Source organism: Pseudomonas sp. B14(2017) (assembly GCF_002113255.1).
GTDB classification, from domain to species: Bacteria; Pseudomonadota; Gammaproteobacteria; order Pseudomonadales; family Pseudomonadaceae; genus Aquipseudomonas; species Aquipseudomonas putida_Z.
In genome coordinates this window covers 42668-60606 of sequence record NZ_NEJY01000023.1, presented here as the reverse complement: position 1 = coordinate 60606, position 17939 = coordinate 42668, and the positions used below count along the sequence as shown (strand labels likewise).

Below are 17939 nucleotides of genomic sequence, written 5' to 3'. Positions count from 1 at the left end.
AGCGACCTTGTGTCGCGAAAGGGCCGCGACGCGGCCCCAAGATCCCAGAAGTCGAAGCCTCACTTCGCCACAGCGAGGCGAATGATCACTCAAACGCCCGAGTAGAAATCTGCTCGAACGCCACTTCGGACATATCCGGCAAATCAACCGACAAGGCCTCCCTGCTACCAAGTCTGGAGAATGATCCGGACGAGCGCATGCAGCATGTGCTCGATGAGCTCAGGGAGCGGGTTCAGTGGCTGGCGCCAGGGTTGACCTGGCACGCTACAGCGTTCATCCCATCGCCGTTCCGCCCTTTGAGCATCCGTATTCAACGTTGCATGCTATAAGGGAATCCCGTACATTCATATGCATACAGTAATTGAAACGCCTACGTTCCAAAGAGCCGCTGCCAAATTGTGGTCTGACGAAGAACGCGTGGCTTTCATCGACTGGATTGCGGTCAATCCGCTCGCGGGGGATGTAGTACCCGGTGCGGACGGCGCACGAAAAGTTCGATGGACCCGCGCAGGCTCTGGTAAGTCCGGTGGCACACGGGTGATCTACTTCAACCTGAATGAAGATGAAATTGTGCTGTTGCTTACGGTTTATGCGAAGGCTGAACGTGCCAACATGAGCCCCGCTGAAATCAGCAAGGTGGTGTGAAATGCGTGACATCGATATAGAAAGTGTTGCCAAGGCCATTGAGGCTGATGCGGGTGAGCCATTGCCTGACCTGCGCCAAGCGCTCAAGGAAGCCAAGATTGGCGCTGGGCGAGTAACCACGCCGGAGCAGATTCTGGTTCGCCAGGCCCGCGAACGCTGTGGGCTAACCCAGGCATCATTCGCCGAGCGTATTGCAACACCGGTCGCGACGCTGCGTGACTGGGAGCAAGGTCGCTTCGTGCCGCCAGGCGGTGTGTTGTGCCTGATGCGCCTGATCCTCAAGCATCCTGAGCTGTCACTGGAGCTGGCCGCGATCTGACCACAGGTCCAATTGGGCTTGATCGCCGGCTGCGCGTCGGCGATCAAGCATTTCCCCATTCACAGCGCCTTCATCTCAGCAATATCCCGCGCCACCTGATCTGCAGAATGGTCGAACATCTCCTGCTCCTGCGTATCCAGCGGCAACTCGATCACCCGCGTCAGCCCCTCCCCTGCCAGCACACAGGGCACACCCATGGCGATATCCGTTCGCCCGTACTCGCCCTCCAGAATCGCCACCGCCGGCAAGATGCGGTTTCGCCCATTGGCGATCGCATCCACCATCTGCGCAATCGCCACGCCCGGCGCATCGCAGGCGCTACCCAGCTTCTTCAGCCCCAGGATCTCGCCACCACCCTTGCGGGTGCGGTCGACGATCTGCTCGATCTGCTCGCTGGAAAGGAAGTGCGACAGCGGCACCGAGCCGATCTGGCAATAGCGCATCAGCGGCACCATGCTGTCGCCATGCCCGCCCAGGACCAGCGCCGTGATATCCCGGGCAGAAAACCCGGTCTGCTCGGCGATGAAACACTTCATGCGCGCAGTATCCAGCACCCCCGCCTGGCCGAACACCTTGCTGCGCCCCTGCCCGCTAAGGCTCCAGGCGCGATAGGTGAGCACATCGACCGGGTTCGACACCACCAGCACCGTCGCCGTTGGCGCATGCTGTTTGATGTCCTTCATGATGCTATCGATAATCGGCAGGTTGATGCTCAGCACGTCCTGACGCGACTGCCCAGGCTTGCGCGGCACGCCTGCAGTAATGACCACCAGCTCAGACCCGTCCAGCATGTCAGCCTTGGCCCCGCCGTGAACCCGGGTATCGGAACCCGACTCGACTGCCGCCTGCCACACGTCCAACGCCTTGCCCTGGGCCAACTCACCCTGCACATCCATCAACACCAGCTCACGGCACAACTCTTGCCGGGCGATGATCTGCGCCGCCGCCTCGCCGACCATGCCGGCACCCACGATTGTCAGTTTGTTCACATGACACCTCCCAGCGGCGCGCGCCACCAGGAACACGCCTGCAATACACAGAAGTATTGCCCGCTGAGGCGAAAAGGCCACTCGAAGGTGATGTGAGGCTCTCGCTGCTACCGCGCAGCGGGTCGGCAACAACTATGCTGTTGCGATCAAAGCTGGTCTCCCAAGGACACCTCCATGAGTGCTGCCTCGCTGCCCGAACTCGATTCCGCATTGCCAGGGCTGACTCGCAAAATCCGCGTGCTCGAGGCACTGGCCTGGCCGGACGGCGTCGAAGAGGAATTCCTGAGGCAATGGCGCACCGGCAAGGCGCAGTTACCCAAGGTGGCGCTGCAACCACGCGACCACAGCACCGACATTGCCGCACTGGAGGCTTTTATCGGGCAGTGCGATCAGGGGCACCCGGCTGGGCACTTCCTGGCCACAACAGCGCGTAGCTACGCCACTGCCGGGCGCATGCTGGGGGCCATCGGCACGCCCGCATTTACTCGATATTCCTCGGCGCTGTACCGCCGCCCGGACTTTTTCTACCCCAAGCAGAAACTGACCATGCTCGACGCGGCCCGTTTCTTCCTCACGACCACCGACGCCCTGCTCGGCGGTGACCAGATTCCGCCGAGCGAGGCCGACATCCCGGCCGAGGATTTCGCCGCCTGGATGCAGCCAGAGTTGGACCGCTTTTTCGGTGCCGGCCGGGTCAAGATCGTGCTGGACCCGGCCCTGGCCGCCAAGGCGATCGCCGGGAGCAGCCGCATCCGGTTGCGTGCCAGTGCCCTGTTCAGCGAACTGGACAAGCAGCAACTGTTGCAGCACGAAGCCTTCGTGCATGTGGCCACCGCACAGAATGGCGCCAACCAGCCCAACCTCAAGTGCCTGGGCCTTGGTGCGCCGCGCACCACCCAGACCCAGGAGGGCATTGCCACGCTGGCCGAGTTGTTCACTGGCAGCATGGACATCAACCGCTTGCGCCGTGTTGCCCTGCGCGTGCTCGCGGTGCAGCAGGCTCTGGATGGCGCGGATTTCATCCAGGTATTCGAAGGTTTTCTGCAAGCCGGCCAGTCGCCGGAAGAGTCCTTCCGCTCCACCCAACGGATTTTCCGCGGTGCCGAGCTGCGTGGTGGCTCGGCCTTTACCAAGGACGCCGCCTACCTGACCGGCTTGCTGGGCGTGCATACCCTGCTGCGCGTGGCGATCCGTGACAACCGCCCGGAGCTGGTGGGCCACCTGTTTGCAGGGCGCCTGAGCCTGGCCGATACCGTGCGCCTTGCGCCACTGTTCGAGTCTGGCTGGCTCCGAGCGCCGACCTATGTACCAGCCTGGGCCAGCGACATGCGCCGCCTCGCCGCCAACCTGGCCTTCTCGGCCTTCATCGCCCAGATCAGACTGGATGTGCTCGACCTGCAGATGTTCATGGCCTTTGCCGACGAGCACGAAGCGGACGCCAGTGCCCAATGACCTGAAGCCATCACTACTCCTGTAGGAGCGAGTTCACTCGCGAACACGGGCGAAGCCCGTGCCATCCCCCACCGCCACTTGCCATGACCAGTATTCAAAAATCACGCCGTACTTGTAGGAGCGGCCTTGCGTCGCGATGGGCTGCGCAGCAGCCCCAACAACGCATCTGACATACTTCCGGCCCAAGCAAAAGGCCAACCCGCACCTGGGCCAGAACGATCCGCCAGCCTCGGATCCGCCAAACCACAAAATCCACTTTCTTCAGGTCAGCCAGCTTGTCGTGCCCAGGTACCAGCGCCATCCACCCCACCACCTGCACCCTGCCACAGGTAAAACACATATCCATGAATTAACGCGCCCCCTGTAGGAGCTGGCTTGCCTGCGATGGGCTGCGCAGCAGCCCCATAACCCTACCCGACAGAAATAAACCACCAGGCGGCCTTGAGCAGAGGGCCAGCCGCAATGGTTATATCTGGCCCCGCCGCTCATCAATGATCCTGCCTAACTAACAGGATCCTGCCCGTTTCGCTCCATCACCTTCCCACACTGCTCACTGGCCAAACGGCTGATGATCCGGATCGCCTGATGGATACCGGCAGTGTTGCGAAAGCTCAGGTGCGGGTTGTGTTCGCACTCCAGCATTTCGTCGTGCTGAACCAGGGCTTCGCCTAGCAGTTCGAGGGTCCAGGCGTAGCTTTGGATGGTGGATAGGCGTTCTTGGTCAGTCATGGTGCACCTCCCTGGCTGCAGAGACGGAGCGAGATTGACTGGAGGTGAGATCGCTGAGGGCCGTCGAGGAACGACGGTGGAGAACGAATGCGAGGATCCTGGATGGACTTGAGATAAGCATGCATGACACTCCAAGTTTTAGTTGGAGCTGCCACGATCCTTCCTACGGGATTGGGTGGCAGCTGTGTATGGGGTAGGAATACCGGGAAACTTGGAAACCCGGCCAGGCCGAAGCCTGCCCACACACAGCCGCCATGACACAGCACGGCAGGCACAAAAAAAGCGCCAGCTGTGGTGCAGGGGCGCCTAGTGCGTGCGCCAAGTTTACCAACGGGTTCCTACGCCCGGTCACGGAATTTTCCGCGACGGAGGAAATTTAGCCTCATGTATCTCGGCCAAGCAAGCGTCAAAGCTGTAGGAAACGTCTCTGAATTATGTGCGAACAGCGTTGAACGCAACCATAAATCCACATCCGATCAGCTGCATCAAAATCCCCATTCAAACTTCGAATGCAGCGAACTAGGCTCAGCTGAAATCCCCAAGGTGAGATGAGGTGCACGATATGAACATTGAAAGTGCTGCCAGGGCAGTTGAGCTAGAGTTTGGTTACACAGGGACTGACCGGGGTACACCGTGGAGTCGAAACGGATAGCACTGCTGATTGACTGCGACAATGTGAGCCATGCATCCATAGGGGGCGTGCTCGATGAGTTGGCCAAGTACGGCATGGTCAACATCAGGCATGCACACGGGAACTGGAGTTCTCCTCTCCTCGCTGGCTGGGTCGAGAAGATCCACCCGTTCGCCATCCGCCCCATGCAGCAATTCGCTTTCACCAAGGGCAAGAATGCCACTGACTCAGCGATGATCATTGATGCAATGGATTTGCTATACAGCAAAAACGTCGATGCCTTTGCACTCATGACAAGCGACAGCGATTTCACACCGTTGGTGCTTCGGCTGCTGGAAAGCGGCTTGCCGGTCTACGGCTTTGGGGAGAAGAAGACGCCGAAGCCTTTTGTAGATGCCTGCTCGCAGTTTATCTACACAGAGAACCTGCTTGGCGATGATCAGGAGAAAGTTGTTGAAGGCGAAGCGAAATGCAGTAAACGCACCCGAAACGAGCTACGCAGTGACACGGCGCTAGTGCGCTTGCTGAGAACGGCTGCTGAGAAGACCGCAGATGACACAGGTTGGTCGCGCCTCAGCCAGGTCGGTAATTTTATCCGCAACAACAGCTCGTTTTCAGCCGTGAACTACGGGCATCGGACGCTTAGCGATCTCATCCGAACCTCAGAGCTGTTCGAGATCGATATGCGGCAAGGTGGAACGGCGATGTACATCAAAGCTGCTCGGAAATCGACCCCGGCAACGCACTCCCAAACTGAAGTATCCGTATCATGAATTCGTGCTTCGGCTACGGAGACAGACGGACGGTTATTGGTCGTGAGGGCACAGTTTTCGCGGCACTGGAATTTGGTGGATTTTTTGGTGTACCTCATAGGGTATCTATAAAAAATCAGCTAGTTATGGATTTCAGTGGAATCGAATCGGGAATTGCGGAGGCTCCTCCCACCCACTTCAAATGGTACGTAAGGAACGGCAGAAACGACCCATAGCTGCCCTTCGCGGAGGACAGCTAACGGCCAATAGCTGCCCTTCAAGTCGGCCTGCCGAGAAATCTAACGATTTGCTAAACGGCTGCCGAAGCGCAGCGAAGGCTATCCGGTGGAGGCCACTTTTTGCGGCCAATGTATATTAGAGCAATCAGTTAAATCCCAGTTTACTCGAGTACTGGCTGCATATCATAAAAATCATCACCAATAAGCACCTTCACGCTATGGACGTTTCGACCTTCATATTTTCCCTATTTCGTGAAAATGACGGAAAAGGGCATGAACGCATATAAACATCCATAGGCTGAGCAAGTAAGCGCTATTCCGCTCATGAATTTAATTACCTTGTCGAAATCGCAGCCTTCAAATTCATCTTCCACCTGAGTAACCGCAGCTATCGTCCAGCCAACCATTCTCTGAAATTTACTTGCTGTATCTCCAGCAAATGCTGGGAGCGATACAGTAGTAAAGAAGGCTGCATAACAACAAGCTAAGAAAGACTTCATTTCATTCACTCCAAAGACATATACCGGCCGCGGTAAGCGGCGTCGACCTGAATGAATTGTTAGGTCTCAGGCCCACCTGATCCACGTCAGTAGGTCACGAGCGGAATCAGACGAGGGTAGGTCTATCTTAAATAGTTGTCGTTCGCCTGCGAGTTGAGGAGAGACCCGGGCAAGTGCAGTCGAGGGGCTTTCAGGTGGATAGCGCGTGATTTTGCCGAGGCGGGCCTTCATACGCTCGGGGAGTTTGCTGACGAAAACAGAGCACTTCGTGGTGGTACGAGGGTCAAACGCCACCTCGGCGCCTGTGTCAAAGCGGTAGCTCACCAGGTATTCGTTATTGTCCTGTTTTAAGCGGACGGCATGCGGATCTGCATCTAGCAGGGCTCTCAATTCTTCCCCTTGCATGAATATTCCCCTGTGAGGCTTAACTATAGTTGCCAGCATGCTGGCCTGATCTCAGACTAGCTTGCAGTCTGGGGTTAGACAACGAGTCAGCTTCCGCGTCGGAAAGTATCGAAATCACTGGGCCGGATATCTAGGCAATGAGAGGGAAGTGAGCCGTCCCTGCTTTCTTAGATGCTTTGAGCGCCTGCTTTTGCGCCGGTTGCTGTCGTTCGCGAGAGGCAGCATTCGGCTAGCAGCTGCCCTCACTAACGTAACTCCGAACGCACGTTGCTTAAGATGCTTCCACTCCAGTTGCTACTGGTCAACATCCGGATATGGCCAGATCTGAATCGCAGACTTGGCCAGCGACGCTCCCCTAGCGAGAATTTCCGGCTCCGACCATTCTTCATGGTCATGCAAGGCACGGCTGAGGTTCAGCTTGCTCCACTTCAAGAGTTCCGGCTTCTTGGCTAGCCAAGCGCAGTTGGACAGTGCAGGGTTCAGGCTGCTGGTCACCAGTGTCAGATTGCCCAGCGTATGCTTGATTCGATCACGACGCTGGCTGAATTCCACCTTAGCTTGGGGATCATTCTGCACCTCTGCGGGCAGTGGCCAGTGCTCCTGCCACTTCACAGGCAGAATGTGCTCGATGGTCAACCCCTTCGGCAAGCTGACAGCCTCGCTTTTAGCATGCGCCAGTGCCCCCTCTAAGGCTTTGAGCACCGCCCGCACACGGTATTGCGGCCACCACTGGTACAGTGGGTAATCGAGTAACGCCTTGCCCAGCTCGCCATCTTTCGGGAAGCGCACACTTTCCCCTTCGCTGGAGAGAAGGAACGCGCCAACCACCTGAGCGGTGATGTGCTTTTCACGCTCGAGATGACGAATCAGATCAAGGAATAGTCGGTTGTAATTTTTGGTGGTCAGGCTACAGATCATCCGACGGAACAGATAAGACTCAATTACCGTCAGGATCGCCTCGAACTCGGTTTGCTGCTGCGGCCGCAGTCGCTGACTACATAGCAGTAGCAGCGGATAAACCGTCGAAGTATCGATCACCACGAGGCGCGCCAGAAAACGAGCTAGACGAGATCCTGTCGCAGGCGAAGAGAACTGCCGAAAATGCTCGGCATAGGTCTTGAGCAGCGCCATATGCTCACTGGCTGTGTAGGCCTGGTCTATGAAGCAAGAGCTCCAGTCGGCCGTGTACTGCACGTAATTCTTATATTCGTTGAAGATGTGACCAACACGAATATCGCGGCGCATCGCCAGGGTTAGAAAATGGCGGATGAAGATGTCAATGCGCGGACGGTTTTCCCGTCCCTGCTTGACCTCTTGGCGCCAAAACTCTCCATCGAACTCTGCCCAATGCTCTTCGTACAGCGTATCGATATCACAGCCTTCGCTTTGAGCACGCCGGAATAGAAAGTTCTTGATCAAGTCCGCCGGCAGCAACTGCGTGCCACGTGCATTGAGCGTCTCAAAGATCACTTGCGATTCGTCGTCTTCGCCGAGATCGATCACCACCAACTGCAAGCCATTGCGAACTACAGCCCAAAGGGCATCCAGCTGTTTCTCCGGCGACTCTTCGGCTTCTGCAGCCTCCGGCCGCAACCACTCCTCGAACTGCCCATAGAAGTACAGGTAGGCTCCTACGATGCCCTGATCGTGGCTGAAGTCCACTCCCTTCTTACTCGCCAGCTGCAATAACGCATCCGGACTGCCCGCGCCATGTACCAAGGCAAAGGCGTGACGATCGGCATTGGTTGGCAACAGTTTCGGCACCTCTGACGGGTCATCGACCATCGTGTCGCTGTTAGAGACCATTGACTCAAAGCGCCCGGCAAAGCGCTCGCTACCCCGGCTGCGGCACAAGTCGCGAGCGGCGATCAGCAGCAGCTGCAAGGTGGTGAAACGCTGCTGCCCATCAATGACCTGGCGGCCCTGCACAGAACCGGTGTCATTGCGCAGTTGCTCAAGCACAACGGCACCGAGGAAGTGCGGGCGCAACCTCTCACCAGCCAGCACCACACCGAGCAGGCGCTCGAAGTCCTCCCATAGCGGTTGCCAGTTATCCTCACGCTTCCAGACATAGGGCCGCTGGAACAGCGGAATCTGGTAGCAGACCGTGGGTTCGAATATTCTTAGCAGAGGACGGCTGTTGGCTTCCATCGTTCACTCAATCCTTAGTTATCTACTAGCGCAGCCGACTCATCAGCAACTGCTGTCTCGCTCGCGTACAACCTACATACAACCGGTTGCGGAATACCGGCTGACCAAGATCGTACTGGTCGATCATTGGCAACAGCACAACATCGAACTCCAGCCCCTTTACATGCAGCACCGACGTGAAGTGCACCAAGTACTTTTTCGACAGATCGATCTGTTCTGATACGCTCATCTTGCGGAAACTGCCCTCCAGCTCCTGCTCACATAAAGCATGCAGGGACCGAGCGGTTACCTGATCAGGCAACACTACAGCAACCGACTGATTTTCAGGGATAGCGGCGATTACCTCGCACAGATACCTGAACTCTTCTTCACGTTCGGCAAAGCAACGCATCATGTAAGCACCTTGCTCGCTAACCTGATCATGCAGAACGTCAGCGTCTAGATGCTGTACATCCGTATCGGCTCCGCGCTCGAACAACTGCCGCAGTACCGTACTCAGCGCGGCTAGATCCGGCTGCCCTTTCTGCCGCAAATTCTCATCCAACGCCACAAACTCTGGGCGTTTGCCAATCGGGAAGCAATCCGCAATGTGTATTTCTTCATTGTGCAGCAACTGCTGCGAACGGTCTCCCACCACCGTGATCGCGCTATAACGCGGATCAGCCTGGGAGGTCATCAAATAGATCTGCTGCTCGCTAAAGTCCTGCACTTCATCGACAAATACGCTCTGATAGAAAGGGGCCTCGCGCAGGCTGGTGGGGAGCGTGGCTGTTACTCCGGCACTCAGGTCGTGAGCCAGGCATAGCAGCAAGTCGATATCGGTCTCGCACAAGCGTTGCTCTTCAAGACGCTCCAGTACCTGCCATGCAGTGGCCGCATCAGGGAAGATGTCGGCATGTTCATACAGCGCTTTCGCATACAGCCCGGCGAAGTTCTTCAGCGGCTTGGCCAGATAATCCAACGCTGTCTGCAGGAATATCTTGCGTACCGAAGTTCGCGCCTGCTCGTCCTCGCCAGGTAGCACCTGACTACCAATCCCACTGCTGACCTTCAACCACTTCAGTCCCTCACCATCCAGATAGAGCAAGGACCTGGGCGTACCAAGCGCAATGAACAGCTCATTGACCGGCATGAATTTTGCCTCATACCCTTCAGCAGTTACTATCGATGGCAGCAGAGCGCGGACGCTCGAGCCCGCCAGTGAGGCCTGCACAGCATCATTGAAGGATAGGGGGTGGTTATCTGCTGAGAGGTATTGGTATCGACTGCTCGATACACAGGGCAATGCCTCAGCCCCCTCGGCCCCGGCCCTGTACAGCACCAAAACCTGATTGGGTTGCTGGAACAAATCGACGGGCAACTCTGCCAGCCTTTGCGCCAGTTCCGGAATGCCCTCGCCATAGGCCATTTGCTCCCCCAGATGAATACTCTTGGTTGCCGGACCAAGAATGCGCTGAGCCAGCGCCTGAATCTTCTCCAACAATCTGGCCGCCAACCGATACAAGGCTCGTTCCGCAGTCAAAGGCGAGAGCAGCTCTTGCACCAGTTCATCAACACTTGCTACAAGCGCTTGGCGGGCAGCGGCAAACTGACTACGCTGCTGGCCAGTAAACCGTCGCAGATGCTCGCTGTCGACCTCAACTAGCGCGCTCTGCAAGTCGGCGGCAATCACCCGCGCTAGCGCAAGCCGGGCGGCATTGAGCCAGGCCAGCGTCGTGGTCAGAGAATGCCCCTCGTCGCTACTGCGTTTGAAGCGCTTACCAGAAGCCCCCGAAGACTCCAGATTGCGATAGTTGCGCAGCTTGAAGCGCAATTCGTGATACTCAAGCACCGGCAAACCGGGCATACCTAGACGGCTGCAGGTTTCCTTGAGGTACTGGATCAGCTCGCCAGTGCGCACAAAGCCGACGCTGCCGTCCTGAGAAAACTTGCCAGCAAACTCGCCCTCCCAGTAGTCGAAGTCGTCGCCGAGAATGGACCGGAACGTCTCACGATCCGTCACTTCATTCGAGTTGAAGTCACAGAGCATCTTGGTCCTCCCAAGGGCAGCCGAGGTCTTGCCTGAGCCCGCAACGCCCTCGACCCACATTGGCCCAACCGGTGCACGGGAAATGATCTTGTCCTGATTCGGGGTTCGATTAAGAAAAAAGTGCTCATCCAGGCTCATGCGCTCAATTAGCTCACCGCCAACGTCATCTTCCACATCATCGAGATCAGCAATCGACAGTGTCGAATCTTCTTCCTCGTCATCATCGAGAATCTGCAGCTGAGGCGTGGCAGGGACGGACGGCGTCAGCTCTAGTGGCTCGTCCGCTGGCTGTCCGTCGTCTGGCAGGTGCGTAAAAACCTCTGTCACCGGTGTGTTTGGAGGCCCGGCATCGTTAAATGCTCGCTCGGCAGGCACGAGCAGCTCCTTGCCAATGGGCGGCACAATGGCGACAGGCTGCTCTACGCTATTGGACCTTGCAGACTTTTTACTCGGTTCAGTGGTTTGCTTGCCGGCAATTTGGTGGTCTGTCGAGTTAGCCTTTGTCAAAAAGGCTCGCAGATCCATGACCGTTCCTTGGCCGTTCGCATTCTCTACCCCCACCGCCAGAAAGTTGCGCGCATGACGCTCCAGCTCTTCAAAATCATGGCGACGAAACTGGCGAGCCTCAGTGACCCGGTATTCACCCCAGGCCTTAGAGATGCTCTCAAAGCCCATCCCTGCCACAGCGCAAAGGCGGCCCACCGGTGAGTGGGGAGTGGTATAGCCCGAGCTGGCTTTGGGGTATACCAGCGAGTCCATACCCAGACGGAATGTAGCAACCCCCTCGTTCTCTCGTTCGATTACCAGCGCCTTGCCGTAGGCGTTGCGCTTAAGATTCCGGTAAGCCAAATCCCCCTCACGGATCATCCGCTCGGCGTAATCAATAATGCCCTCAAGAACCTCCAGCTCTTCATGGGCAACCTTGCGCAAGAATGCTTCACCAATCTGCGTTGCCATACCTGTCATTCCTTATCCTTAGCAGAAAACGTCTACACCCAAGATGATTATCTTCCCAATCCGAATTGAAGAAGGGTTTGCGGTATTCGATGGCGGCTTCTGAGGGCAATAGTTTGCAGCACTGAGGGTCCGTGTCTAATGATGTCGGTTACAGGCCCACACGGACCTATGGTGCTGGCCCGTCAGCGATGGGACTGAGCGAGCCTACCGCTGGCGAACCGGCTTTTGCAGCCTTGCGCCTGGCCACACCCTAGGGGCGGGCCGGGTTCATCACACAACCTGTCGGACGAAGGTACCGACGCGCAGGTAGGTCTCGTGGGAGTCCGGCGCGTAGAGGCACAGGGCGCCCTGGTCGTTGGCTGCGAAGTACTTCCAAGTACCCTCCTCCAGCATGATTTCCTTGAACGTCTGCCCGTCGTGGCTGACGTGGATGCGTTGGTGATTGTTGCGCGACGGGAATAAACTCAAGTCATCGAGGTGGTAGCCGGTATCGACACCGAGCCCGTCCGAATGGCGCTTCCATTCGTAGCCCTTCTGCGAAGTCAGCAGGTTGCCCCAAGAGAAGCACATGAGTGTGCCGCCCATCGCGGTGACGACCGGATCGTGGAAGGTGAGGTCGTCATCAGGCCAGGTGCAGTTGCGCCAGCCCTTGCCCTGCACGTTGTACATCACCGACGAACTGCTGTTGGTCTTCTTCTTCACCATGGTGTAGAAGCTGCAGTACTTGCAGAAGGCCAACAGGCAAGCGGTGCCTGGAATGGCACGCAAGTACTCCACTTCCTCGCCCTCGGAGAGGTTCAGGCGGCTCTCCCAGCGCTCCCAGGCTGCGCTCGGTTCCTTGGCGCAGAAGAACACCGGTTTGTAGTAGGTGGAGGTCTTGGTCGAGTCGAACAGGAAACCTTTGTCGGTGTATTCGAACTCGGTGCGCTCGGTAAAGCGCCACAGCCACTGGCCATTGAAAAAGACCAGGTCTTCAGTGGCGGAAAACACGTAGTTGTCGCGCACGTCCGGGTACTGTGAACGCTCCCAGTTCAGGGCGTCACGGGAGTAGTAGAACCCCTCGGAGCCCACCATCAGTACCCAGGTGCCGTCAATCACGTCGAGGCGGCGAATCCAGATGCGTTCATCGTCGACATTGGGCTTGACCGCCTGCCAGTTCTCGCCGTCCTCGCTGCGGTAGAACTGTTCGTCGTTGTCCACAATCAGCCACACCTTGCCATCGGTCTTGATATGGCGAATCTCTTCTGGGTCGCAGGGCGGATTTTCCATGTCGTGCCAGTCGATGGCAAACAAGTGTCGCTTACCGTCGTGTTCAAAGGTGACGGATTGTTTTTCCAACGCCTCGCGCAACTTCTGCTGTTCCTGCTCTTCACGCTTGCGCACGCGGGCCAGTACCACCGAACTGTCGAAATCGCCCTTGCGGAAGTAGCCGAGCTGATCATCCGCATCGGAGCAGGCATTGGAAAATGCCGTCAGCGTCCGGTCGATCTGGCGCTCGCAGTCGTTCAACTGGTGGTACCAGTCATCGTTCTCCGCCGCGTTGTCCAGGTCGTAGTCGGACCAGGAGATCTCGTTCTCGAACTCGATACGTGGCAGGCCCCACTGGGCGATCACGCGGTTGGCGGTACTCAGTGCCGGGCTGTTCGCGGCGATGAAGTCCTGCGCCTTGCGGCGCATATCGTTGAGACTGGACAGTACCGACTTGCGGCCGATGGTATAGGCTGCACTACCGGCAGCCGTTGCCATTTTGCCAAGGAAGCCATCATCGAACGAACCCATGAACGATGACCAGTCTGTGGCTTTGCTGGTGGCGGTCATAAGGTCCATGGTCATGTTGGAGGCATCCATGCAGGCGGCATAGAGCTGCTTCTCCGTGGCGATCCAGGACTGCTCGAAGCGCAACGTGCGATAGCGCACGACGTTCTTCCAACCCTGGGTCAGCTTGGCCAGGCTTGCCGCCGCCTTCACCAGTTGCGCTTCGTCGCCCTCATTGAGCAGCGCCTGTACATGCGGCAGGTTTTCCTTGAAGTTGCCAGGCTTGAGGGCGAGCAAAATCCGCAGCATACGCGGGTTCTCAACCTTCTTGCGGCATAGGGTCAGGAGGAAGAAGGCGTCGATGAGCCATGTATAGGCCTTGTCATCGTCATTGAGCAGCGCTTGCAACGCTGACAGGTGCTCACGCTCCTTCAACGGATTGTCGGCGATGCCGAGAACCTGCGACACCACCTCCGGGCAGCCACTGTGTTCGGCCAACTGGCTCAGGAATTCCTGGCCCGTGCCGTCCAGCGAGGCCGCATTGTCGAAGCACAGCGCGAATAGGCGCAGGTAGGTGCGGCGCGCTTCGTCATCGGCTTTGTCGAGGAAACTATGGGCCTTGATGTCCGGCAGGTCGGAGGTCAGCGACAGGGTTTCGGGCTGTTCCTCATCCAAAGACGCATCAGCGCTGACGTTAAAACCGTTTTGTTCCTTATAGATATCCAGCGCTACCAGGCTGCCGCCAATGACTTCGCCGATCAGGTCACGCACACCATAATTGGTATAGAGCCCGCCAAATTCATTGCCGAAGAAGCGCGAAATGATTTTTTCTCGGGCCAGATCGCTGTTGCACAGCTCATCGTCGGTGAGGTCGATGAGCTTTTCGTACTGCTCCGAGAGGAAGTACAGCGCGTTGAAGCCAAGCCCCGAGATGTTTTTCTGGATGAAGTGCGAGTCCAGCACGTGGTCTTCATCGACCGCCAACTCGATCATGCTGCGGTAGCGATCAATGCCAAAGACCTCGATCTGGTCGATCAGTTCGATGATGAACCCCAGCATCTCGACTTCGTCATCACAGTTGACTCCGAGTTTTTCCAGAGTAACCACGAGATGGTTGACATCGCGCTCGGTCAGTTCGATGTCGCGATGGGCGCGCAGGAAGTCATAGGTCAGGTGCAGGATCAGCAGGTTGCCTGGAATGGATTTGAAGCGGCGCTTGTTGGCCTCGATGTTCAGTGACCAGCTGTGGAAACTGGCGCTGTTCTCGACGGTCTTCAACCGGCTGTTGATGCGGTCGATGGCGGTTTCCAGGAAGTCACGGGTCTCGATGATGTAATCGTTCATCGTACCCAGGTTGTTGCGGATGACCGCGATGCTCTGCGCGTTGATCAGGTTCTGCTGTTGCAGCTGCTTGAGGTAGTGCCAGGCGTACTTCTGCATTTGCAGGGTGTCGGCTTGGTTAAGCAACTGGTTTTCGCTGGTCTTGCCGGTCAGGCTATTGGCGAAACGCTTGAAGAAGCCGGCGCCCGACTGTTTGTTCAGTCGCTCCTGGCTGCTGGTAATCATGCGCGAGGCATCCAGAGCCAGTTGCTGGGTCAGGGCAGCATTGGCTTTGTGGCGGTTGACCATTGTGGTCACAGCCTCAAGTTCGGGCCCCTCCAGCGGCTCATGGAAAATTTGCTCTTGCAGCGCTGTCGTTGTCTCGCTCATGGTTCCGGCCTTAAAGATTGTTGATCTTGTTGCTGAGTCGTTCGCTTTGCGCTTCCAGAGTCTTGACCTGAGCGGCGAAGTGCTTCTCCGACAGATACAGGCCCTTGTGGAAGTCACCGTAGAACTGTTGCGAAACCTGCAGGTATTCCAGGGCTTCATGAACGGCGACGCCGTTGCTGAGCACGCGTTCCGTGGCGACCAAGGTCAGCTGGAAGCTCTTCTCGATGTGGTTGTCCAGGGCAATGTTCATCGCCAGCGTCGTGATCAGGCCACCGACGAGGCTGCCCACCAACGCACCCGCAGGGCCGCCCAAGGCGCCAATCGCTGCGCCCACCGAAGCACCGCTCACGCCGGCGCCGGTCAGCAGCAACCCCTTGCCGGTGCGGGTTTCAAGTTCTTCGCCGGTGATCTTGCCGGCGGCGAACAACACCAGGTTCTGCACCACGTCCACCGCGCAGACGGCCGCCCCGGCAATACCGCCATTGGCGAAGGTGCGCTTGAACACTGAGCCGGCGAACAAGCCGGGCATCGAGCGGGCAGCGATGCTGACGCTTGCCGAGGCCACCCCGGCCTTCAAAGCGCTGTCGCCAGCGGCGATGGCCGTATTCTGAAGGATCAGCACGGTGGCGCGTTCGGCGCTGATTTCGCCATCCCTGACCTGGCGGATGTACTGGAAGGTGTTGATGCTGCCGGCGATGACCGTGGTGACGATGGCCGCCGACCCAGCCGCACGCATACTTTGCTGGAGCGTCGCTTTGTTCAGGTAGCCCGTCTGCATGTTCTCGTGCAGCGCCTTACCGGAAGACGATCCCGCGCCGACGTGCTCGGCATCGCGCTTGCTCAACCCGGTGGACTGAACGTCCTCGACGTCGAGGCGTCCAGCGGCCTTGTCATGCACTTTCTCGGCGGCCCGGGCGACCTCGGGGCGAGTGTCGCGATTCTTCAGCATGTCCTTGTGCGCGGACAGCTTGATGCCTTCAATCTGGTCGGACGGCCCGAGGAACACGTCGGCATTCTCGTAACGGTGAACCCCATCCTTGCTGGAGCGAAACGCCTTCTGCGTGGAGTCGGCATTCTTGAAATATTTCAGCTGTGCGCCCTGCAGTTGGGTATCGCCCTTCATGATGACGATGTCGTGGGTCATGTCGTTCTTCGCCAGCGGTGTCTTGGCGAAGTTATCGGTGAAGGCCCGGACATCCTTGTCCTTGAGGATCGCGTCCAGGTTGAACGACTCGGCATGCCAGGTTTCCGCCGCGAACCCGCCCTTGATCGCTTTGTTCTGAGCGGTGGAAGCGATCTTGGCCATGATGTCGTTGGCCTGGCTGATTTCGCCGACCATACGGCCGATCTTTTCTGAGGCCTGAGTGGGCCAGATCGGGCACAGGCTGACCGAATGGCTGATAAGTTTGCTGTCCTGCTTGTCCATGAGAAGGCCTCAGGCGTTGTGCTGAACGACGGCAGTGCCGACGCTGGAGTGGGGAGAGGCGGCACCGACAAGGGCGTCCTCGGCCAGATAGAACTGCTGCATTGATTTCAGGCGCTGACGGATCTCGTCGACCCAGACTTGGGGGGCATGGACGCGGATGTTCTCGTTGAGGCCGAAGATCCACCAGAGGGTCTCGCTCTCCAGAGGAACATAGGCGCATAGGCGTTTCCAGGCTTGGCCAGGGAGGTCGTGCAGGGACTGCTTGTCACTGAGCGGTGTCTCGCTCAGCAACTCGGCGATTTGCGGATGTATGTCCGCAACCAGTTCAACGCACTCGTCGCCCTGGCGTTGGCTGAAGCGGCCCCTGGCGATGTAATCGTCGATGTTGAAGTCAGGTTGCTCCTTGCTCTCGGTTTCCAGCATGCGGATTGACTGGATCCGGTGCAGGGCGAACTGGCGCAAGTCATCGTAGCCGTCCACCGATGCGAGCAGGTAGCTAATGGCATGTCGGGAAACCAGCCCAACCGGGTGCAGAGCCAGTTGCTTCACCTCACCTTTGCTGCGGCTGCGGTAAGCGACCTCGATCTGGCGACGTTCCAACAGGCTGCCGGAGACCGTTCGCCAAACCTCGGGAGCGATTGACGCTGGCATCAAGGTTTTGCCGTTGGGGATCGCACGGACGCGACGCGCCCAGTCCGCCAAACCGTTGTGGCCCACATCACCGAGGAAATTCCGCGCTCGGCGGAATTGCGGACTGAGCTGGTCGAGCACGGTCTGTGGCAGCAGGGTTGTCAGATGGCTTTCGGACAGGCAGAGGGCGAGCGCGGTGGGCGCGTCCATGTCCTGCAGCTTCAGCGGTGCATCGCGCGTGAAGCTCCAGCGGAAGGGTGATTCGCTCTCGTCGCATAGCAATGAGAACGGCAGGGACAGCCGATTAAGGTCGCGCTGAATGGAGCGCAGCGTGACGGAAAAACCCTTGTCATGCAGCTTTTCGAGCAGTGTGGTGCTGGCGATACGCTGTGGCTCGGTAGGAATCAGGCGCAGCAGGGCGAACAGCCTGAGCAGCGTATCCTTCGCTTGAGACATGGAGGCTTCCTTGTTGTGCATCAGTCGCTGATGCCAGATTGGTCACGATGCTAATAAAAATGCTGGCTTAATGCCACTTCACCAGCATCGCACATGACTAAAGTCAAATGGGTACGCAACCCGTTCAGGGGCCTTCGGGCGCGTGGGCTTCCTTGTAACGCTTC

The 17939-nt window shown here is 57.8% G+C and carries 12 protein-coding genes; 4 read left to right on the top strand and 8 right to left on the bottom strand.

The annotated features are described in order from the left end of the window. Positions 1–417: 417 nt before the first annotated feature. Both CAG34_RS22825 and CAG34_RS22820 read left to right on the top strand, forming a co-directional pair. The gene (locus CAG34_RS22825; protein WP_237140965.1) at positions 418–645 is read left to right on the top strand and encodes a type II toxin-antitoxin system RelE/ParE family toxin; all 228 of its coding nucleotides are present in this window, start codon (positions 418–420) and stop codon (positions 643–645) included. A 1-nt stretch (position 646) separates the two neighbouring features. Next, the gene (locus CAG34_RS22820) at positions 647–964 is read left to right on the top strand and encodes a DNA-binding transcriptional regulator (protein WP_075043684.1); all 318 of its coding nucleotides are present in this window, start codon (positions 647–649) and stop codon (positions 962–964) included. A gap of 59 nt (positions 965–1023) precedes the next feature. On the opposite strand, the gene CAG34_RS22815 is transcribed toward CAG34_RS22820, so the two are convergent. After that, positions 1024–1953 (bottom strand): malate dehydrogenase, encoded by a 930-nt coding sequence (locus CAG34_RS22815; protein ID WP_085592548.1) that lies wholly within the window; start codon positions 1951–1953, stop codon positions 1024–1026. Positions 1954–2127: 174 nt separating this feature from the next. Between CAG34_RS22815 and CAG34_RS22810 the strand changes: the two genes are divergently transcribed. Continuing rightward, entirely contained in the window at positions 2128–3405 is a 1278-nt protein-coding gene (locus CAG34_RS22810; RefSeq protein WP_085592546.1) for a flavohemoglobin expression-modulating QEGLA motif protein, read from the top strand. Between the two features lie 501 nt (positions 3406–3906). Here the strand turns inward: CAG34_RS22810 and CAG34_RS22805 are convergent. Beyond that, a complete protein-coding gene (locus CAG34_RS22805) occupies positions 3907–4134 on the bottom strand; it encodes a hypothetical protein (RefSeq protein ID WP_015268870.1) in 228 nt (75 codons plus the stop codon). Positions 4135–4767: 633 nt separating this feature from the next. Here CAG34_RS22805 and CAG34_RS22800 point away from each other — a divergent pair. Then, positions 4768–5538 carry an NYN domain-containing protein gene (locus CAG34_RS22800; RefSeq protein ID WP_085592544.1) on the top strand — a complete coding sequence of 257 codons (771 nt, stop codon included), beginning with the start codon at positions 4768–4770 and terminating at the stop codon, positions 5536–5538. Positions 5539–6001: 463 nt separating this feature from the next. On the opposite strand, the gene CAG34_RS28595 is transcribed toward CAG34_RS22800, so the two are convergent. The 6 genes from CAG34_RS28595 to CAG34_RS22775 form a co-directional block, all read right to left on the bottom strand. After that, positions 6002–6256, bottom strand: coding sequence for a hypothetical protein (locus CAG34_RS28595; protein WP_143516529.1), 255 nt, complete (start codon positions 6254–6256; stop codon positions 6002–6004). A gap of 699 nt (positions 6257–6955) precedes the next feature. Then, a complete protein-coding gene (locus tag CAG34_RS22795; protein ID WP_085592542.1) occupies positions 6956–8812 on the bottom strand; it encodes a DUF262 domain-containing protein in 1857 nt (618 codons plus the stop codon). Between the two features lie 25 nt (positions 8813–8837). Beyond that, positions 8838–11798: an ATP-binding domain-containing protein gene (locus CAG34_RS22790; RefSeq protein WP_085592540.1), complete on the bottom strand. Its 2961-nt coding sequence runs from the start codon at positions 11796–11798 to the stop codon at positions 8838–8840. A 270-nt stretch (positions 11799–12068) separates the two neighbouring features. Continuing rightward, on the bottom strand, positions 12069–15263 hold the full coding sequence (locus tag CAG34_RS22785; protein ID WP_085592538.1) for a hypothetical protein: 3195 nt from the start codon (positions 15261–15263) through the stop codon (positions 12069–12071). Positions 15264–15273: 10 nt separating this feature from the next. Continuing rightward, positions 15274–16689 (bottom strand): hypothetical protein, encoded by a 1416-nt coding sequence (locus tag CAG34_RS22780; protein ID WP_085592536.1) that lies wholly within the window; start codon positions 16687–16689, stop codon positions 15274–15276. 9 nt (positions 16690–16698) lie between these two features. Further along, positions 16699–17775 carry a YafY family protein gene (locus CAG34_RS22775; RefSeq protein ID WP_085592534.1) on the bottom strand — a complete coding sequence of 359 codons (1077 nt, stop codon included), beginning with the start codon at positions 17773–17775 and terminating at the stop codon, positions 16699–16701. Positions 17776–17939 lie beyond the last annotated feature (164 nt).